Origin of the sequence: Bacillus sp. ISL-45 (genome assembly GCF_018613195.1) — a bacterium.
Taxonomy (GTDB): Bacteria; Bacillota; Bacilli; order Bacillales; family Cytobacillaceae; genus Mesobacillus.
The window spans coordinates 369,488-389,466 of record NZ_JAGGQQ010000004.1 but is presented as its reverse complement, the minus strand read 5'-3'; the positions used below and the strand labels follow the sequence as shown (position 1 = coordinate 389,466).

21 protein-coding genes are annotated in these 19,979 nt (G+C 41.7%); 15 read left to right on the top strand and 6 right to left on the bottom strand.

Annotation, left to right across the window (positions count from 1 at the left end; genetic code table 11):
- Positions 1-6 precede the first annotated feature (6 nt).
- On the bottom strand, positions 7-192 hold the full coding sequence (locus J7E35_RS04770; protein ID WP_214777439.1) for a YlaF family protein: 186 nt from the start codon (positions 190-192) through the stop codon (positions 7-9).
- Between the two features lie 152 nt (positions 193-344).
- On the opposite strand from J7E35_RS04770, the gene typA reads away from it, so the two are divergent.
- The 3 genes from typA to J7E35_RS04755 are packed head-to-tail and all read left to right on the top strand — an operon-like array spanning position 345 to position 2,819.
- Positions 345-2,180, top strand: coding sequence for a translational GTPase TypA (typA, locus tag J7E35_RS04765; protein WP_214777437.1), 1,836 nt, complete (start codon positions 345-347; stop codon positions 2,178-2,180).
- A 19-nt stretch (positions 2,181-2,199) separates the two neighbouring features.
- Entirely contained in the window at positions 2,200-2,514 is a 315-nt protein-coding gene (locus J7E35_RS04760; RefSeq protein WP_214777429.1) for a YlaH-like family protein, read from the top strand.
- A gap of 11 nt (positions 2,515-2,525) precedes the next feature.
- A complete protein-coding gene (locus tag J7E35_RS04755) occupies positions 2,526-2,819 on the top strand; it encodes a hypothetical protein (protein WP_213366665.1) in 294 nt (97 codons plus the stop codon).
- A 533-nt stretch (positions 2,820-3,352) separates the two neighbouring features.
- Here J7E35_RS04755 and J7E35_RS04750 read toward each other — a convergent pair.
- Positions 3,353-3,553, bottom strand: coding sequence for a YlaI family protein (locus tag J7E35_RS04750; protein ID WP_214777427.1), 201 nt, complete (start codon positions 3,551-3,553; stop codon positions 3,353-3,355).
- A gap of 156 nt (positions 3,554-3,709) precedes the next feature.
- Here J7E35_RS04750 and J7E35_RS04745 point away from each other — a divergent pair, with 156 nt between their 5' ends.
- Positions 3,710-4,165 carry a pyridoxamine 5'-phosphate oxidase family protein gene (locus tag J7E35_RS04745; protein WP_214777425.1) on the top strand — a complete coding sequence of 152 codons (456 nt, stop codon included), beginning with the start codon at positions 3,710-3,712 and terminating at the stop codon, positions 4,163-4,165.
- 20 nt (positions 4,166-4,185) lie between these two features.
- Here the strand turns inward: J7E35_RS04745 and J7E35_RS04740 are convergent, their stop codons facing one another.
- Positions 4,186-4,770 (bottom strand): YhcN/YlaJ family sporulation lipoprotein, encoded by a 585-nt coding sequence (locus tag J7E35_RS04740; protein ID WP_214777423.1) that lies wholly within the window; start codon positions 4,768-4,770, stop codon positions 4,186-4,188.
- Positions 4,771-5,091: 321 nt separating this feature from the next.
- Here J7E35_RS04740 and J7E35_RS04735 point away from each other — a divergent pair, with 321 nt between their 5' ends.
- On the top strand, positions 5,092-6,432 hold the full coding sequence (locus J7E35_RS04735; protein WP_214777421.1) for a PhoH family protein: 1,341 nt from the start codon (positions 5,092-5,094) through the stop codon (positions 6,430-6,432).
- Positions 6,433-6,510: 78 nt separating this feature from the next.
- On the opposite strand, the gene J7E35_RS04730 is transcribed toward J7E35_RS04735, so the two are convergent.
- Positions 6,511-7,011 carry a molybdopterin-binding protein gene (locus J7E35_RS04730; RefSeq protein WP_214777419.1) on the bottom strand — a complete coding sequence of 167 codons (501 nt, stop codon included), beginning with the start codon at positions 7,009-7,011 and terminating at the stop codon, positions 6,511-6,513.
- Positions 7,012-7,200: 189 nt separating this feature from the next.
- Between J7E35_RS04730 and J7E35_RS04725 the strand changes: the two genes are divergently transcribed.
- Complete coding sequence (locus tag J7E35_RS04725) at positions 7,201-7,482, top strand: Fpa/YlaN family protein (RefSeq protein WP_041965554.1); 282 nt, start codon at positions 7,201-7,203, stop codon at positions 7,480-7,482.
- A 223-nt stretch (positions 7,483-7,705) separates the two neighbouring features.
- Positions 7,706-8,911, top strand: coding sequence for an FtsW/RodA/SpoVE family cell cycle protein (locus J7E35_RS04720; RefSeq protein WP_214777417.1), 1,206 nt, complete (start codon positions 7,706-7,708; stop codon positions 8,909-8,911).
- Positions 8,912-8,948: 37 nt separating this feature from the next.
- Here J7E35_RS04720 and J7E35_RS04715 read toward each other — a convergent pair whose 3' ends face one another.
- Positions 8,949-9,905 carry a COX15/CtaA family protein gene (locus J7E35_RS04715; protein ID WP_214777732.1) on the bottom strand — a complete coding sequence of 319 codons (957 nt, stop codon included), beginning with the start codon at positions 9,903-9,905 and terminating at the stop codon, positions 8,949-8,951.
- Positions 9,906-10,522: 617 nt separating this feature from the next.
- Here J7E35_RS04715 and cyoE point away from each other — a divergent pair.
- The 8 genes from cyoE to J7E35_RS04675 all read left to right on the top strand — a co-directional run bounded on the left by cyoE (position 10,523) and on the right by J7E35_RS04675 (position 18,470).
- Positions 10,523-11,449 (top strand): heme o synthase, encoded by a 927-nt coding sequence (gene cyoE / locus J7E35_RS04710; RefSeq protein WP_214777415.1) that lies wholly within the window; start codon positions 10,523-10,525, stop codon positions 11,447-11,449.
- A gap of 103 nt (positions 11,450-11,552) precedes the next feature.
- Positions 11,553-12,626: a cytochrome c oxidase subunit II gene (gene coxB / locus J7E35_RS04705; protein ID WP_214777413.1), complete on the top strand. Its 1,074-nt coding sequence runs from the start codon at positions 11,553-11,555 to the stop codon at positions 12,624-12,626.
- Positions 12,627-12,657: 31 nt separating this feature from the next.
- Entirely contained in the window at positions 12,658-14,529 is a 1,872-nt protein-coding gene (gene ctaD / locus J7E35_RS04700) for a cytochrome c oxidase subunit I (protein ID WP_214777411.1), read from the top strand.
- A complete protein-coding gene (locus J7E35_RS04695) occupies positions 14,529-15,158 on the top strand; it encodes a cytochrome (ubi)quinol oxidase subunit III (protein ID WP_214777409.1) in 630 nt (209 codons plus the stop codon). The genes ctaD and J7E35_RS04695 overlap by 1 nt, the downstream gene beginning before the upstream one ends.
- 4 nt (positions 15,159-15,162) lie before the next feature.
- Positions 15,163-15,498: a cytochrome c oxidase subunit IVB gene (gene ctaF / locus J7E35_RS04690; protein ID WP_102262072.1), complete on the top strand. Its 336-nt coding sequence runs from the start codon at positions 15,163-15,165 to the stop codon at positions 15,496-15,498.
- A gap of 150 nt (positions 15,499-15,648) precedes the next feature.
- Positions 15,649-16,560: a cytochrome c oxidase assembly factor CtaG gene (gene ctaG, locus J7E35_RS04685; protein WP_214777407.1), complete on the top strand. Its 912-nt coding sequence runs from the start codon at positions 15,649-15,651 to the stop codon at positions 16,558-16,560.
- Between the two features lie 163 nt (positions 16,561-16,723).
- Positions 16,724-17,188, top strand: a complete 465-nt coding sequence (locus tag J7E35_RS04680; RefSeq protein ID WP_214777405.1) for a DUF420 domain-containing protein — start codon at positions 16,724-16,726, stop codon at positions 17,186-17,188.
- Between the two features lie 103 nt (positions 17,189-17,291).
- On the top strand, positions 17,292-18,470 hold the full coding sequence (locus J7E35_RS04675) for a GNAT family N-acetyltransferase (RefSeq protein WP_214777403.1): 1,179 nt from the start codon (positions 17,292-17,294) through the stop codon (positions 18,468-18,470).
- Positions 18,471-18,684: 214 nt separating this feature from the next.
- Here the strand turns inward: J7E35_RS04675 and ytvI are convergent, their stop codons facing one another.
- Positions 18,685-19,743 carry a sporulation integral membrane protein YtvI gene (gene ytvI, locus J7E35_RS04670; RefSeq protein ID WP_214777401.1) on the bottom strand — a complete coding sequence of 353 codons (1,059 nt, stop codon included), beginning with the start codon at positions 19,741-19,743 and terminating at the stop codon, positions 18,685-18,687.
- Positions 19,744-19,979 lie beyond the last annotated feature (236 nt).

Below are 19,979 nucleotides of genomic sequence, written 5' to 3'. Positions count from 1 at the left end.
AAATTTCTAAAGTTCTCCTGCTTCTCTCATCTGCTTTTTCTTCTTAAAGCCGAATCCCATCACGAAAACAAGGGCAATAATACATGCCAGAGTACCGGCAATACTCCTTTCACCGATGGCGATTCCAATACCGATCATGCATGAAGCGGCTGCAAATGCGAAAAATAATAATGGCCATTTTATCTGCTTCAAGGTGATTCCCCCATTCGACATTTGGTGCAAATAATAATATATTTAATTGTACAATAAAATGCTTTTAGGTTTCTACTCTAATTGTGTTATAATATGTAAGTTGTGTAAAAAGCCAATAGATAAATTATGATATTAAAGGCAGGGTGACTTTTTTGAAATTAAGAGAAGATATTAGAAATATAGCGATCATTGCCCACGTTGACCATGGTAAAACGACTTTGGTTGACCAGCTTCTAAAGCAATCAGGCACATTCCGTATAAATGAGCATGTTGAAGAACGCGCAATGGATTCAAACGACTTAGAAAGAGAACGAGGAATTACGATCCTCGCGAAAAATACAGCCATTTCTTATAACGATACACGTATCAATATTCTTGATACTCCTGGACACGCTGACTTTGGCGGCGAAGTAGAGCGTATCATGAAAATGGTTGACGGCGTATTGCTTGTTGTCGATGCATATGAAGGCTGCATGCCGCAAACACGTTTTGTTTTGAAAAAAGCACTTGAACAGCATTTAACGCCAATTGTTGTCGTTAATAAGATTGACCGAGACTTTGCTCGTCCTTCGGAAGTAGTTGATGAAGTCCTAGACTTATTCATCGAACTTGGTGCAGATGAGGACCAGCTTGAGTTCCCAGTTGTATATGCATCTGCAATCAACGGAACAGCAAGCATGGACCCTGAAAAACAGGATGAGAACATGCAGGCGTTGTACGAGTCCATTATTGATAATATTCCGTCACCAGTTGATAACAGAGAAGAGCCTCTTCAATTCCAGGTTGCCCTTCTTGATTACAATGACTATGTAGGCAGAATTGGAATCGGCCGTGTTTTCCGTGGTACGATGAAGGTTGGCCAGCAGGTAGCGTTGATGAAGCTTGACGGTTCTGTAAAACAATTCCGTGTAACTAAGATCTTTGGTTTCTTCGGCCTAAAGCGCCAGGAAATCCAGGAAGCCAATGCTGGTGACCTAATTGCAGTTTCCGGAATGGAAGACATTAATGTTGGTGAAACAGTATGTCCATTCGACAACCAGGATCCACTGCCGGTTTTACGTATTGATGAGCCAACCCTACAGATGACGTTCCTGGTCAATAACAGCCCGTTCGCAGGCCGTGAGGGTAAATACCTGACTGCAAGGAAAATCGAAGAAAGACTTCGCGCACAGCTTCAAACTGACGTTAGTCTTAGAGTAGACAATACTGACTCACCTGATGAATGGATCGTTTCAGGACGTGGAGAACTGCACTTGTCTATCTTAATAGAAAACATGCGCCGAGAAGGCTATGAGCTTCAAGTGTCAAAGCCTGAAGTTATTGTTAGGGAAATAGATGGAGTAAGATGTGAACCGGTTGAACGCGTTCAAATCGATGTTCCCGAAGAACACACAGGATCTATTATGGAATCTATCGGCGCACGTAAAGGTGAAATGCTTGATATGATTAACAATGGAAGCGGCCAGGTTCGATTGATTTTCAACGTACCTGCACGCGGACTTATCGGATACACAACAGAGTTTTTAACATTGACTCGCGGATATGGTATCATTAACCATACATTCGACAGTTACCAGCCAATGCTTCAGGGCCAGGTAGGCGGACGCCGCCAGGGTGTTCTCGTATCAATGGAATCAGGAAAGGCATCTACTTATGGAATCATGCAAGTAGAGGACCGCGGAACGATCTTTGTTGAGCCTGGAACTGAAATTTATGAAGGCATGATTGTCGGAGAGCACACTCGTGAAAATGACATCACGGTAAATATCACGAAGGTAAAGGCAGCAACTAATATTCGTTCTGCCAATAAGGACCAGACTTCCGTTATCAAAAAGCCAAGAATCATGACTCTTGAGGAATCTTTGGAATACTTGAACGATGACGAGTATTGCGAAGTAACACCAGAATCAATCAGGCTCCGTAAGAAAATTCTTGATAAGAATGAGCGTGAAAGACAAGCTAAAAAGAAAAAATTCGCTGAAGCTTAATTAAGTAGGGGGAAGAAGGATGGATGTAAGCCAGAGATTATCATTTTTTGCAGCATTATTCAGGGTAGATGAGAATCCGACGGTTGGAATGTGGATGCTTTACCTGACAATTGCCGCTCTCAGCATCCTTGTATATAAACTTGGATTTGCGCAGAAGCTGCCGTTGTTTAAGAGTATCATTATCTACACGTTCCTATTGCTTGGCTCTACAGTCCTGACCTTCCTTGCTATTTTCCTTCCCATCACGGAAGGACTTGTGGTCGCTGCGCTTATTCTGATCATATACAAGCTCAGGCTGCGTCAGCATAAAAAAGCAGAAGCGAATGTCAAATAGGAGTTGGGGAAATGAAATCACTCCAGGATGCAATTTATAATTGGCTGACCATCAAAATTGTCAGCGACGCTCGGCCAGAAGATACAGCTGCTCAAGACACAACACAATTATTCGAACAAATTCTTGCCGATGAACATAATGTTGAATCAAAAGAATTAAAACGAGATGCATTAATGTATTATGTCACCGTCGTTCAGGAAGGCAACTCTAAAGAGTACCGTTTCCCCCGCGACCTGATCGAAGTCATGCTCGACCAGATCAGGCAGGAACCAGACAAATACGTCAACTACCCAGAAGAAGACTAATGAAAATCCGCCCGTGTATGGGCGGATTTTTTTGCTGTTGTTTATTTCAAGACGTGAATTAAGGCAGGTTTGAGGCAGAGCTGGAAAGCTGTCAAAAGAAGTTCTGGATTCAGAGAGGGCATGATTCACCAGGAACTGTATCCTTATAAAGAGGGAAAAGCTTGCATAAGGGCATGATTAGTCAAGAATCGTACCCTTATAGAGAGGGAAAAGCTTGCATAAGGGCATGATTAGTCAAGAATCGTACCCTTATAGAGAGGGAAAAGCTTGCATAAGGGCGTGATTAGTCAAGAATCGTACCCTTATAAAGAGGGAAAAACTTGCATAAGGGCATGATTAGTCACGAATCGTACCCTTATAGAGAGGGAAAAGCTTGCATAAGGGCATGATTAGTCAAGAATCGTACCCTTATAGAGAGGGAAAAGCTTGCATAAGGGTATGGGTGGATTCAGACTAGTTTTAGGGGGAATCCCAAAAGCTGTCTGAATCAGTCCCGCACCACTCCTTAAAACTTTATAGAGGACTATACACAATCACCAATCATCCTTCTTTATACGGGAGCGGTATAACTTAAAATTCCCGGTGGCGATTCGATTGTTCGTTTTTTCGGCAATTCGTTCATTGCATGGTTCACACATATATGTATGGATCGGCCGGTTCCTGAGCCGCTTAGCCTGAAGGGTATCGCTGTTAATATTCTCAATTTTGTCGCAAAGTACACATTTGACTCTCATTCTTACACCTCTTATCAATAATTATAATACATAGCCTGGTTGAGATTGGATTATATTATAGTATATCATTGTTTCCAAACTGAACAGGGAAAATCATTTGATTTGCCCTGCCTAAAGAATTCGTAGTACTATTATGATAGTGTAAGGAGGGTGAATATGGCAAATCAAGTAGAACCTAAACTAATCAAACCGTTGTTTGATGAATTGCAAAAAGAGCGTTTTGTCACCTTGGCAACAGTGGACCATGAAACCACCGGCCCGAATGTCAGTGCGATTTCCTGGGTACTGGCAAAGGATGAGGAAACCGTTTACTTTGCGGTGGATAACCGTTCAAGAATCATCGAGAATATCAAGAGCAATGACAAAGCAGTAATCAACCTGATCGCAAATGAATCTACATATTCAATCAGCGGGTCAGCGAACGTCAAGCAGGAAAAGCTCGAAGGTGTACCTTTGAAGCTGGCGTTAGTTGAAATCAAAATCAGCGAAGTAAGGGACGTTATGTTCTATGGATCAAAAATCGTCGCTGAACCTCAATACGACAAGACATATGATAAAGACGCTGCGGCACGCCTGGATAATCAGGTAATGGATGCAATGAGAAAAGCTTAGTCAATCGACTAAGCTTTTTGTCATTTATGATAATTCGATTGTTGTTCCTGTTCCTTTTCCAATTGTTTTTGTTCACCATCGTCCAGTTTCTTCTTAGGATCCTCGGTCGGGCTTTTGGTCTGCGGCTCAATCATATCGGCTGGAACCTCTGGCATGACTCTGCCGGTTATGTCAGAAAGCTCGTTCATAATACCCTGGATAGGCTGGCCGTTTTGTATATCCTCTGATATCTCCCTTAATCTCGCTGTGATATCTGGGTCCGCAACAACTACTGCCCTGGCACCGTGCGGATCTTTCTTTAATGCTTCCGCCACTGTATATTTAACGGTATCTACCTCAGACCTCTCCATTTTATCCTTAACGTCGATCCCCACTATAGCAAAGCGTCCGACTACTACAGCAGCGGCATCGTCCACATTCGGGATGTGAGTTGTCAGGCTCACAAGATGGCGGGATATCTCCTGGCCAGATTGGCGGTCAACATCTTCTATTGCACTATTCTGGACCTTAACCTTATGATCTTCGTCAGCTTTGTTGGCGTTGTTCTGTCCATTGCACGCAGTCAAAAGCAGCACAAACGAAATGGCAGCAACCAATTTTATCATTAATGAACCCCTCCGATTCTTTATTCGTAAAAAGTCCTTATCCACAACTAAGTATTAAAAAGAAGAAAGCAGTTTCCTAGCCAGTATTCCCTTTATATTTCTCTTGTGATTTTTCTCGTGAACCCCCCTATTGGATATAGCCTGAAGTGGGAATAAAGCAGGCAACAAAGTTTCCAACAGGAGCTGTAAAAAATAAATGCTCAAAGGTTATTGTGCAAAATATCTTCTATCTTTATTCAAAAAGTCATATATTTTACCAAAGTCCCGGCCAAGGCTGCCAAGTTGGCCAAAGTCGAGATTAATAAGGCGGGAGGCATCAATTTGAGTAAAATATACGTACTGGATACAAACGTCTTACTACAGGATCCGCACGCAATTTTTTCTTTTCAAGACAATGAAGTTGTCATACCTGCTGTAGTTCTGGAGGAAGTGGATTCAAAGAAAAGATATATGGATGAGATTGGGCGCAATGCACGCCAGGTTTCAAGGCTCATAGACGGCATGAGGGAAACAGGTAAGCTGCATGAGAAAATCAACCTTGAGGGCGGTGGGACGCTTCGGATAGAGCTGAACCATCGATCCTTCCACCAACTGCAGGAAATCTTCGTTGAAAAAACAAATGACAATCGAATACTGGCGGTAGCTAAAAACCTGAGCCTTGAAGAGGAAACGAAGGAAGATGGGCGTCCAGTAATCCTTGTGAGTAAGGACGCGCTTGTCCGTGTCAAAGCAGATGCCATCGGCCTGATCGCTGAAGACTTTTTAAGTGACAGGGTTGTGGAAATTAACCATCTGTATTCGGGCTATGCAGAAGTGTACTTGGAAATAGAAGAGCTTAATCGCTTTTATGAAAGAGGAGAACTGAATATCTCTGATTTAAAAGGGCAAAACTTTTTTTACCCAAATCAGTTTGTGATCATGAAGGATATTCTCGGCAGTTCAGCGTCCGCAATAGGTATGATCGATACCAAAAGTAAAAAAGTGAAAAAACTTGTTTTTGAACATGAGGGTAAACACATCTGGGGAATCAAGCCGAGGAATGTACAGCAGATCATGGCGATGGAACTGCTTTTACGGCAAGACATGCCTCTGATCACCTTGATAGGGAGGGCAGGCACAGGGAAAACCTTGCTCGCATTGGCATCAGGCCTTCTGCAGACCGAGGACTTGGGCATTTTTAAAAAGCTGCTTGTAGCAAGGCCAATCGTGCCAGTAGGGAAGGATTTAGGCTTCTTGCCTGGTGAAAAACAGGAAAAGCTCAGACCATGGATGCAGCCTATTTATGATAACCTCGAATTCCTTTTCAATACAAAAAAACCTGGAGAGCTTGATGCCATACTGGCAGGAATGGGTTCAATCGAGGTAGAAGCATTAACGTATATAAGGGGTAGGAGCATTCCGGATCAATTCATTATTATTGACGAAGCACAGAACCTGACAAAGCATGAAGTGAAGACCATCCTGACAAGGGTTGGGGAACGTAGTAAAATCGTCTTGATGGGTGACCCCGACCAGATTGACCATCCATACCTGGACGCTTACAATAATGGCCTGACGTATGTGGTGGAAAAATTCAAAGATCAGCAGATTGCCGGTCACGTCCGGCTCGTAAAAGGAGAAAGATCACCTCTTGCCCAGCTCGCAGCCGATCTGTTGAATTGATATTCTGTACTTAATATTCGGGAAGAGGCAATAATAAAACGGGCATCCATATGATGCCCGTTGGCAGTGCCTTATAGCTTATTCCACTAGGAATCCGGTAACATTTTTGATTGGACTGTCTTTATTGGAGCCATCCTTGAAATATACATGCAGTGGTCCGTCTTCTTTTAATGGTTTGCCGTCCTTGGAAAACCCGAGGATAATACCAGAAGCTTCTTTGAGGGAAAGAGCTATCTGATCATTATCGCCGTATTCAATTACAACAGTCCCAGCAGTCTGATCTGGCTCGGCATTATCAAGAAATGGTTTAAAGGGAATGCCGAAAGTGCCTGTCAGGACTTTTTCCTTTTCAAACTTAACTTCTGTTTTAAGTGTAGGCGGATAAACGGCACCTTCCATAATTTCACGGTCCCAATGCTTTGAGACAGATTTAGTATACTCCTCTAGGGCATCATCGGTTTTTTGGTCTTCGTTGAAATATGTATTCAAATCTACTTTGCGGTCGTCGAAAATCCAGACACCAGGATCCAAAGTAATCTTGTATTTAACTCTTCCTCCGATAGGGATGATTGTCTCCATAATTTCCTCCTGCATTTTTACATATATTATTTATTCAGTATAACGATATTTTGGCAAGCTGTCATTTCAACTCCCCTAAAGCACGCTAACCATTAAATTCTGCATCCCTAATATTCTTGCTTTTTTGTCCACTTAAGGGTAAAATTTAAAGATAGGATTAGGTAATCGCTCGGAAACGGGGGGATCAAGTTGGCGTCTGATATGATAATCAATCATCAGGAAAAAGCACATGCCTTATTAAAGGCTGACGCTGATAAAATTTTAAAGCTGATCAAAGTGCAAATGGATAACCTGACAATGCCTCAATGCCCTCTTTATGAAGAGGTTTTAGATACGCAAATGTTTGGATTATCGAGAGAGATAGATTTTGCAGTAAGACTCGGCTTAATCGAAGAATCAGATGGGAAAGTCATTCTCGACCAATTGGAACAAGAGCTTTCCATATTGCATGAAGCTTCGTTAAAAAAATAATATTCCTAAAAACTCAAACAGTCCTTAACGATTGTTTGAGTTTTTTTGTGAGGTACTTTTGGGGATGTTGCTCTTTACATAAGTTTTCAAGTTTTTTCTCGTAAACTGCATTACACTTTGATGACAATATATTAAGAATTCCATAACTTTTCCTTTGACAAAGGCAGGATATTTCAACTTATAGTAGAATAGATTAAACAACTTAGAAGATGGGGAAGAGACGATGTTTAAAAAAATACTGAAATCCTATGACTATTCATTGATCATTGTTGTTGCTCTGTTGAGCTTGTTCGGACTTGTCATGGTTTATAGTGCCAGCATGGTCACCTGGCATGGAGTAGACAGTGATTTCTTTTATGACAAACAAAAATTCAATTTAATAACAGCTCTGTTTGTATTTATTTTAGCGGCCTTATTTCCCTACAAAGCAATGCGAAGCACCAGGATCTTACTTCCTATGGTGATCGTTACTCTATTAGGCTTACTCATCCTGTTCGTCGTAGGTAAAGTAGCGGGTAATGCCCTTAGCTGGATAGAAGTTGGAGCCAGGAGCATCCAGCCATCGGAGCTTGCTAAATTAAGTGTCATTATCTATCTATCAGCTGTGTATGCAAATAAACAATCATACATAAATGAATTCAATAAAGGTGTGCTCCCGCCTCTGCTATTTCTGGTCATGGTGTTTTTCCTTATCGCTGTTCAGCCTGACTTCGGGACAGCAGGTATTATCATGCTGATTGCAGCATCAATCATTATGTCTTCAGGCATGAATTTTAAAAATATCTTGAAGCTGGTAATGATTGTAGTGATATTATTGGTACCTGTTTCGCTAATATTGAAAGATGAAGTATTTTCGGAGCGGCGCTTGGAACGTCTTACCTCATATAGCAACCCTTTCGATGATGAACAAAAATCCGGATATCAACTGGCTAATGCCTATTATGCAATTGGTTCAGGCGGGCTGACAGGACTGGGATTAGGACAAAGTAATCAAAAGCTTGGGTATTTGCCTGAAGCACACACGGATTTCATCATTGCAGTCATCTCTGAGGAGTTGGGGATTTTTGGTGTAGGCTTTGTGTTGCTGAGTCTAGCCTTCATCGTTCTGAAAGGGATTCATATCGGGCTTAAGTGCAAGGATCCCTTTGGCAGTTTGCTGGCAATTGGGATTTCCAGTATGATTGGGATTCAGTCATTCGTTAATCTTGGGGGGGCTTCCGGGGTCATTCCACTGACAGGAGTACCGCTGCCGTTTGTAAGCTATGGAGGTTCCTCCTTGCTGCAGCTCGCACTATCGATGGGGATATTGGTAAATGTTTCGATGTTTGTTAAATATGAAGAGAAGTATAAGAAGGACAGGACTGCTCAGTCTATACCTGCAAAAGCTGCAGTAAATCAAAATTCTTATAAGTCAGGTCGTAGTCATTGAGATAGTAAAAAAAAGCTGCAGCATACGCTGCAGCTTTTTATTTTACCGTTGCCGGGGAAAGTTCAACGGGTTTAGGGTTTTCGACTCTGGCAGCATTCTTCTTGCTCCTCGAAACTAAAAGGATAAAGTAGCTGAATACTCCGAACAGAACAGAAATGAAGAAAGCGTGTCCCAGGGCAATGTACAGATTGAGTCTTGTGAAGATGATCAATGCGCCGGCAATGACTTGCAGTGACACAAGGATCATTGAAATGATCCATCCCCAGTATAATACTCTTTCATGTTTGTAATGTTTGACGGCAATGTAGGTGACATATGCAATCCAAATGAAAATGAAACCTGCAGCAGCCCTGTGCCCCATCTGTACCCATTCGTAAATGTTGGTAGGAAGGAAGGCACCGCCATTTGTACATAAAGGCCAGTCTTTGCAAACCAGGCTGGCATTCATATGCCGGACCAGAGCGCCAGTATATACGACAATATAGCTGTAAACGGAAAGCCCGATAATATGGAACCTCATCCTTTTATCGATCACCAGTTTTTCAGCCTGAAACTTTTGATCGACTTCAAAAATAAGCATGGTCAATAAAAGTACAGCCGCAAAAGAGATCAGCGAAATTCCGAAGTGAAGTGCAAGGACAAAATCAGATTGTCCCCAAACCACAGCGGCTGCGCCGATCAATGCCTGAAGAACAAGGAAGAAAAAAGATAAAACTGCTAAAAACTTCGTTTCGCGAATGTGCCCAATAGCCTTCCATGTCCAAATGGACAAAATAAGCACCATAATGCCTACGCTGCCCGACACTAATCGGTGGGCAAGTTCAATTACCAATTCCGGGGTTATATCAGTAGGAACGAATTCCCCGTTACAAAGGGGCCAGGATTTGCCGCACCCCATACCTGATTCAGTTTTGGTAACCAAAGCTCCTCCGAGCAAAACAAAAAGCATCCCAATTGTGGTTAAAACAGCCAGCCACTTAAGGGAACGATTCATGATCATCACCTGCTTATTCATAGTTCGATAAGTTGTCAAATAATAAACTTGACATGTATAATAGAAGAAGCTTGTAGAAAAGAAAAAATTCTACCCCTATAATAACGAATTTTGACGAAAAAGGATAGAAAACAATACTTAAGATACTACACAATAATAGTCAATATTTCAATACTTACTATTATACATGGACAACAAACAGGTTTATCGGTAAAATGCACTTGGCAATAACGAGTTGCTATAAATTATGGGATTACATACCAGCAATTTTACAAACATGAAAATATTATCCAAGAATATGTATATTCGAATAAAAGAAGCTCTTTCAACAATCTATTAATATCAAGTTAAAATTCCTTGCAATAAAAATGAACTTTATGGATAATGGCGGTAAGACACAAATTAGTCAAATTTTGTTCAAAAAAAATTCACAAAAAAGTTGTGAAGTGTGATTTAATATACAACGTAGGCTTTATTTTTCTACACAAACATTTAACAGCCTTAACACGTTAAGAATAGTGAAAACTTTCCGGAATATAAAGTACAAATACTCTTCTTTTTTTTGTAAAAATTTCGTCTCTGGAATTTTGATGGAAAAGGGATGAAGGAGGATATGGATGTCTAATTCAAAAGCTTTAACAGAAGCTGTATTAGAGAACGGACAGCCTGCAGTCGTGGAGAAGACGATGATGAAAGACTTTCTTGCACTTATTAAAGTAGGAATTGTGAATTCCAATGCCATGACCACTTTTACTGGATTATGGCTCGCGCTTCATTTTAGCGGAGCACGGTTCCTGGACAATATTGATTTAATTCTTGCGACCTTGATCGGTTCTTCGCTGATCGTCGCTGGTTCATGCAGCCTGAATAACTACATCGACCGGGATATAGACCATTTAATGGAGCGGACGAAAGACAGGCCGACCGTCACAGGAAGAGTCCAGCCTGGAAAAGTTGCATTGATGAGCTTCCTTTTGATTGGGATTGGCACCGCGTTTTTGCTTACGACTACTGTCACGGCTGCTGTAATCGGTCTTTTCGGAGTTTTTAGTTATGTTGTTCTGTATACATTATGGTCAAAACGACAATATGTTTCCAATACAATTGTCGGCAGCATATCCGGAGCAGTTCCTCCGCTTATCGGCTGGGCTGCAGTGGATGCTAATCTGGATATAATGGCATGGATGCTTTTTGCCATTGTTTTTGTTTGGCAGCCGCCTCATTTTTACGCTCTTGCAATGAGAAGAGTAGAGGAATACCGTGCAGCTGGTATCCCGATGCTGCCTGTCGTAAAGGGTTTCAAAGCGACGAAAAAGTCGATCTATATGTGGATTGCAGCTTTGTTGCCGCTGCCTTTCTTCCTTCAGGAGCTTGGCCTATCATTCATGATTCTGGCAACAATCCTGAATATTGGATGGCTTGTTTTGGGAATCTACCTCGAAAAGCTTAAAGATGATATGAAATGGGCAAAACTGATGTTTGTATATTCTTTACAATACTTAACTGTCATGTTTGTCGCTATGGTAATTGTCACACTTATATAACCTTTGTTAGGAGATTCACTCTTTGTTTAGAGAGGATTTTTCCATATATTTTTTTACAACCAAATTTATAAGATTTTTTACGAAAGAGGGGTTTAATTAAGCTATGAAGATGCTTGCTAAATGGCGTCTGCTGTCACTGTTCACATTGATGGCATTAGTCTTGTCCGGCTGTGGTGAGCCATACCTGTCAACATTAAGACCTGCAGGTGAAGTTGCTCAATCCCAGTATGAACTTATGTTGTTGAGCACGGCGATTATGGTGGGAGTAATTGCTGTCGTCACAATCATTTTTATCTATGTCATTATGAAATTCCGCAGGAAGAATGACAAAGAAATTCCAAAGCAGGTCGAGGGAAGCCACAAGCTTGAGATCCTTTGGACTGTTATTCCGATCTTATTGCTTCTAATTCTTGCTGTTCCTACAGTTGCTGCAACATTTAAGTTGGCGGATGTTTCCCCAATGGAAAAGAAGAACGCTGAAGGAAAGACTGATGCGCTTGTAGTCAACGTGCGCGCGAATCTTTACTGGTGGGAATTTGAGTATCCAAATGAAGAGATCATCACCAGCCAGGATTTAGTAGTCCCTACTGATGAAAAGGTTTACTTTAATCTTAAGGCTTCTGATGTAAAGCACTCTTTCTGGATTCCATCTGTTGGTGGAAAGATGGATACGAATACAGACAACATCAACAAATTCTGGCTTGAGTTTGACAGTAAAGGAGCTGATGAAGCTGGCGGACTTTTCTTCGGAAAATGTGCTGAGCTTTGCGGACCTTCACACGCATTGATGGACTTCAAAGTAAAAGCTTTGCCACGCGCTGAATTCGATCAATGGGTAGCAGATATGCAAGGTGTTAAAGAACCTGTTAAGGCTGAAACTGCAACTGCACAGCAGGGACAGGAAATCTTCAACAACAGCTGTATTGGATGTCACGCCGTTACTCCGGCAAACACGGCTCCAGAAAAAGCTCGTGTTGGCCCTAACCTGACAAACTTCGGAGATCGTTCTCGTGTTGCTGGTGTCTTGGATATGTCAGAAGAAAATATCAAGAAATGGCTGGAAGACCCAGAAGCATACAAGCCAGCAAACAAAATGACTGGCAAGTATCCTGAGCTTTCTACAGAAGAACTTGATGCATTAACAGAATATCTGATGGGCTTGAAAGTCCAGAAATAAAAGGGGATTTGTTTGAAAGGGAGGTAAAACTGTGAGTACCTATGCTCAGAAAAAAGGATTCGGCGCAACTTTGTGGGACTACCTGACAACGGTTGACCATAAGAAAATCGCGATCCTTTATCTTATCGCTGGCGGATTTTTCTTCATCCTTGGCGGACTTGAAGCTCTATTCATCCGTATCCAGCTCGCTGTACCTAACAATGATTTTGTAAGCGCAGGTTTCTATAATGAAATCCTGACGATGCACGGAACAACCATGATTTTCCTTGCAGCGATGCCGCTAGTGTTCGCATTTATGAATGCTGTCATGCCACTCCAAATTGGTGCGCGTGACGTTGCGTTCCCATTCTTGAACTCTTTAGGATTTTGGTTATTCTTCTTTGGTGGAGTATTCCTTAACCTTTCATGGTTCCTTGGTGGAGCTCCTGATGCTGGTTGGACTTCTTACGCTTCACTTGCAATTGCGTCTGAAACACATGGTATCGACTTTTATGCTCTAGGATTGCAGATTTCAGGTGCGGGTACACTAATCGGGGGGATTAACTTCCTCGTAACAATCATTAACATGCGCGCCCCGGGAATGACTTATATGAGAATGCCGATGTTCACTTGGGCAACATTTGTAACATCAGCTCTTATCCTGTTTGCGTTCCCTCCACTGACTGTTGGTCTTTTCTTAATGATTTTTGACCGTATGTTTGGTTCTAATTTCTTTGATGTAACAAATGGTGGTAACACAATTATCTGGGAACACCTATTCTGGATCTTTGGTCACCCAGAAGTTTATATCTTAATTTTGCCGGCTTTCGGTATTTTCTCTGAGATTTTTGCTATTTTCTCTAGAAAGCGTCTATTCGGTTACTCATCCATGGTATTCGCAACTGTATTGATCGGTTTCCTTGGATTCATGGTATGGGCTCACCATATGTTCACAACTGGTCTTGGACCGATCGCAAACGCGATTTTCGCAGTAGCGACAATGGCAATCGCCGTTCCTACAGGTATCAAGATTTTTAACTGGATGTTCACGATGTGGGGTGGAAGCATCAAGTTCACAACTCCGATGCTTTGGGCAGTAGCCTTCATTCCTTCATTCGTTGCCGGTGGTGTAACTGGAGTCATGCTGGCATCAGCTGCAGCTGACTATCAGTACCATGACAGCTATTTCGTAGTAGCTCACTTCCATTACGTTATCGTTGGTGGTGTAGTATTCGCACTATTTGCAGGTGCACACCTTTACTGGCCAAAAATGTTCGGTACAATGCTGAATGAAACTCTAGGTAAGATCACGTTCTGGCTGTTCCTGTTTGGATTCCACCTGACGTTCTTCATCCAGCACTTCCTTGGATTGATGGGTATGCCACGCCGTATCTTCACTTTCCTGCCTGGACAGGGACTGGAAACTGGAAACTTGATCAGTTCAATTGGAGCCATCTTCATGGCTATTGCGACAATCGTTCTATTAATTAACGTAATCATGACACAAGTTAAAAATGAAAAAGTTGGGAATGACCCATGGGGTGACGGTCGCACACTAGAGTGGGCGATTGCATCTCCACCGCCATTCTACAACTTCAAGCAGCTTCCGCTTGTTCGCGGACTTGATGCTTACTGGCTTGAGAAAATGGAAGGCAAGAATGGCATGACGCCTGCAGAACCGCTCGGCGATATCCATATGCCAAACAACTCTTTCATTCCTTTCGTTATCTCACTTGGTCTTTTCATCGCAGCATTCGGTGCAATGTACCGTGCTGATACAAGCTGGGGACTAATAGTGCTGATCCTCGGCATGGCTGTAACACTAGGAGCCATGTTCGTGCGTTCAATTAAAGATGATCATGGATTCCATATTCATAAAGAAGACTTAATGGACGATGATAATGATAAGGGGGCAAAGGCATAATGCAAGCTGAAGAAAAATTCACTTATGAAACATGGCCTGCGGAGCCTGAAAAAGCAACCCTCGAAGCAAAGAACAAGTTTTTAGGCTTCTGGTTCTTCCTTGGTGGAGAGACAGTATTGTTTGCGACGCTGTTCGCAACTTATCTTGCCTTGAAGGATAAGGTTCCAAATGCTGACCATGCACTAGCCAAAGATATCTTTGAAATACCGCTGGCTTTTGCAGCGACAATGCTTCTATTAACAAGTTCTTTGACAAGTGTATATGCAATGTACCATATGAAGAACTTCAACTTTAAAAAGATGCAGCTGTGGCTTGGATTGACAGTAGCTCTGGGTGCGGCTTTCCTTGCACTTGAGATTTATGAGTTCAATCACTATGTACATGAATTCGGGCACACTTTCACTAGCAGTGCGTTTGGATCAGCTTTCTATACCTTAGTAGGATTCCATGGTGGTCACGTTGCATTCGGTCTTGCTTGGATCATTACCTTGATGGTCCGTAACTCCAAACGTGGTTTGAACCTTTACAACGCTCCTAAGTTTTATGTTGCCAGCCTTTACTGGCACTTCATCGACGTTGTATGGGTATTCATCTTCACGGTTGTATATCTAATGGGAATGGTGGGATAAACTGATGGCTAATCAACAACCAAGTTCAGGGAACCCAAGAGTAGACGTCGAATATCGTCGCAAAAAAAGCGCCGAAGAGATGAGATACCAAATCGTTTCCTTTGCATTGATGATTTTCTTGACACTTGTTGCCTTTGTTGCAGTTGGATATGAAGGATTCTCAGGCTGGTTTACAGTTCCATTCATCCTTCTGCTCGCTGTCATCCAGGTAATCTTCCAGCTCTACTATTTCATGCACATGAGCCATAAGGGACACGAAGCACCTGCTTTGTTCCTATATTCTGGTGTTGTTGTAGGAGCAGTAACAGTACTGGCTTTCACAACTATTATCTGGTGGTAATATGACTTAAAGAAAAAATCGGCTAAAAGCCGATTTTTTCTATGTATGGAAGTGTACTAACAATTAATGGAAGGGCCGTTTTATTGAAGTGACATACCTTTGGAAGTATAATGAAAGTAAAGTTCTTAAACAGGACGGGGTGAAAATACGATGCTTACACTAGATATATTTGGGTTCAGAGCACTATGGAGTCCGGTATATTTTCTGTTAATGGCAGCTATATTAGTTGCTTATTATCTGGTTGTCTTCAAGTACTATGACCGTTTCAAGGAAGGTGTACCTGCGACACGAAAACAGGCTGTTTACTTTACATCTGCTATCATCGTGCTATATATCATCAAAGGGTCGCCTGTCGATTTGATGGCACATATCACTTTTTACATGCACATGATCCAGATGGCAGTCCTATACCTTGTTGTTCCGCCTCTTTTGATTTTTGGCCTGCCTGACTGGCTTTGGAGATCGTTCTTGTCGCTGCCGGTAGTTGACCCGTTGTTCCGCTTTTTCACAAAGCCGCTTATTGCTTTGATTATGTTCAATGGAATTTTCTCTATTTACCATATCCCGCTGATTTTTGATATCGTAAAAACTGACATGTGGCTGCATGCAGGGTACACATCGGTGCTATTTATACTAGCGATGTTCATGTGGTGGCCGCTGATCAATAAATTGGAAGAATATCAGACATTATCGGGCGTTAAGAAAATGGGGTATATCTTTGCTGATGGTGTGCTAATCACACCAGCATGCGCTTTGATCATCTTTGCTGATACACCAATGTATGCAACTTTCTCAGACCCGAATGCATGGGGTGAGGCTTTGAAATTATGTGTACCGCCTACGATGCTCTCGACACTGGATCTTAGCGGTCCGGAAACCTTCAGTTCTATTTCGCTCCTGCATGACCAGCAGCTTGGCGGAGTAATCATGAAGGTTATTCAGGAAATTGTATATGGTATTTTCCTGGGTTATGCGTTCTTCCAATGGTTCCGTAATGAAGAAGATCACCAGGCTGAGCAGGATGCAATCAATCTTGCGAGCGCTCCACAGCCAGTAAAATAAATTGAGTTGTAAAAGCTTCCTTAAAGGGAGCTTTATTTTTTCTCATTTGTCTTTATTATCCCAGAGAAAATTTATCAGTTATATGCATTCAAATATTGAAAAAAAGTGACAGGTCACCTACAATTAACCTTATGGAGAAATAATGATTGAGAGGTAAACGTACATGTCTAACTTACCGATCCTGCCCACGATCAGCACAACATTTATTGTTTTAAGTGCGATTACTGTAGCAATTGGCTGGGCCCAAATAAAACAAAGAAAGATTGATCAGCATCGCAAGACCATGACGCTGGCTGGGATATTCGCGATCATATTCTTTGTCATTTATGCATCAAGGACAATCTTCATCGGAAATACTTCCTTTGGAGGACCTGATGATATCAAGATTTATTACACCGTGTTCCTAATTTTCCATATTACACTTGCTACAATTGGAGCGGTCCTTGGAATCATCTCACTTTACACAGGATATAAAAACAGATTAGAGCGTCATCGCAAACTTGGACCTGTTACAAGTGTTACCTGGTTCTTTACAGGTATCACGGGGGTTGCAGTATACCTGCTTCTTTATGTGTTCTATAAAGGCGGAGAAACAACATCAGTCATCAAGGCCATACTCGGAACATAGCAGACTCTAAAAACATTGCTTTTAGCAATGTTTTTTTATTTTAAGAAGGTATTCCCGCTTTAACAGGCGAATCTATTAGATTGTATAAGGGGGTTGTATTTGCTTGGATATTAAGGTTCTATCTGAAGAACATTATCTGGAGTCAATGAATTTATCAATGTATGCTTTTCAATATCAAGTACCGGAAAGTGATATTCCTAAACGTTTGGAAACCCTAAAGAAACATCACTTGCTTGGGATATTTGAAGGAGAAGAGCTTGCGTCCAAATTACATATTCTTTCTTTGAAAGTGAAGCTTGGTCATCTTGAATGGAAAATGGGGGGTATTGCGGGAGTTGCTACCTATCCAGAGCACAGGCGTAAAGGACATGTAAACGCACTTATGAAAAGGGCACTGATGGATATGAATCAAGACGGGAATATAGTTTCCTTTCTGCATCCTTTCCAGATTGATTTCTATAGAAGGTTTGGCTGGGAGATCATTTCTGACAAAAGAAAAATCACGATTGAAAAAATCGATCTAAAACCTGTAGAAAGACAGGAGGGAATAATTAAGCGGCATACAGAGAAAAGACACTCCAATGATATCGAGAGGGTGTATGATCGATATGCAGAAATGCACAGTGCGATGCTCGCAAGGGATTCGGAATGGTGGCGCACGAGCATATACGGCGAACAAACAGCTGCTGTTTATTATGACTCGAAAAAAGAAGCGGCAGGATATCTGATATACGAGATTAAAAATAATGTTATGAAGGTTGAGGAATACGTCTCTTTAACCCATGAAGCAAGAAAAGGCTTATGGAATTTCATTTGCCAGCATGATTCAATGGTAGAGCGAGCAGAGGTGCTGACATCAGTCCATGACCCATTCCCATTCTTTTTAAAGGAGCCTAAGCTCAAGACAGAAGTTTATCCATATTTCATGGGCAGGATTGTGAATGCTGAAAAAGCATTTTCTTCCTATCCTTTCATCACCAGCACGGATGGGAAGAATGTGTTCCTTCATCTCGATGATACTGATGCTCCATGGAATACAGGGACATATATAATAGGGCGGGAAGGGGTTAGGTTTCATCCTGTCAAAGAGGGAGGCACATGCGTAACAGCTCCTAAGCGCGGGATGCACATGAACATCAATACACTGACAGCCATGTTATTCGGTTATAAACGTCCTCTTGAATTATTTAAATTAGATCTTCTCAAGGGAGACATCAATGAAGTCGAGGAGCTGGAGCAGGCAATCCCAGCATTCAAGCCATTTTTCTATGATTTCTTTTAATTAGTAAGGCTCTTTTCTTGTTGCTATTGACTACAAAAAATAGGATTGAATGACCTATCTTTCTTCACAAAATTAAAGCCATATTATGAGAAAAGACTTTGCACACTTCATACCGACCTACAAAATAGCTTTTTATCACGTACAAATTATTTACGAAAACAGCCATTAGCAAACACAAAACCCGGGTGATTATTTCACCCGGGTTTCTTTTGGTTTAAATTTTGAATTTCAATTTAATGATTCCAGCTTCTTTGGCTGAATTGAACCCAATAAGGAGCAATGGTCCAATTACAAAGCCCATGAAGCCGAATAGCTTCAAGCCAAGATACATGGCAATCAGGGTGGATAATGGAGAAAGGCCAATATGGCTGCCCATCACTTTAGGTTCTACCGTTCGCCTGATGATCAACAAAATGACAGCCAGCACAGCCAGCTGGGTTCCAAGGGCGATATTGCCCGTGGCCAGGTGGAAGATTGACCATGGCGCCAATATAACGATTGAGCCAATTAGCGGGATGAAATCAATCAGCCAGATAATCGCCGACATGACAATTGCATATTCTGGCGTAATGAAAAGCAACCCGATGAGTGCAACGATAAAAATAATCACGCTCACTAGAAATTGTGCTTTCAAGAAACCAAATACAACGTAAGAAAGTCGTGAAGTCATGAAATGGACCTTATCTGCAGTTCTCTCTGTCAAATGGCTGTACACACTTTGCCTTAAAGACGGCAGCTCCAGCAAGAAAAGAAACAGCGCAATCAAATAGACCAGGAAGCTGATCAAGAAATTCGGAATGTAGGTCAGCAATGCCTTCAAATTATCTATATTGATAAATGCAATCATGTCGTTTTTGAGTTTATTGAGAAAGTCCTCAGCCCGGTTGCTGATTTCGGTTACCACTTCCCTTGGAAGGTCATTGGCAGCCTCAACAAAGCTATTTTCGGCCTTATACCAGGCATTTGTAATTTCATTTATATAAACTGGAGTATTATCTATCAGGTCAATTGCCTCGGTGACTGCCGTCGTAGTCAGGAAATAGCCTGAAACCATAATGAGCAATACGAACAGGAGGAAAATCGCCAAGACTGCCAGGCGCCGCCCTCTTTTGAATCTTTTCTGGAAGTAAACAACTGCAGGCTCGAGAAAAAGAGCGGTGATCAATGCAGCAATCAACGGGATGGATACCGGCAGGATAATGTAAAGAATGGCTGCAACTACGATGGTGATTAATGCAATAATGATCGTTCGTTTAGTGAAAATACCGGACAAGTGAAGCTCCTTTCTATACTCCTAAAGAGTATATACCTCTAAAAAGCAATGTATTAAGGGCACTTAAGCAAAAACCGCAAAAAATTCCTTAACAATTAAATTATAGTACGCATTTAATATAAGAAACAACAAAAATCAGCTTTTATCCATGTGTTTTTGTAAACTTTGTTGATTTTTAGCAAGTGAGCTCGCTTAGTTAAACGATAGAAAGGTATTCCATCTCTATCTCTCCCGAT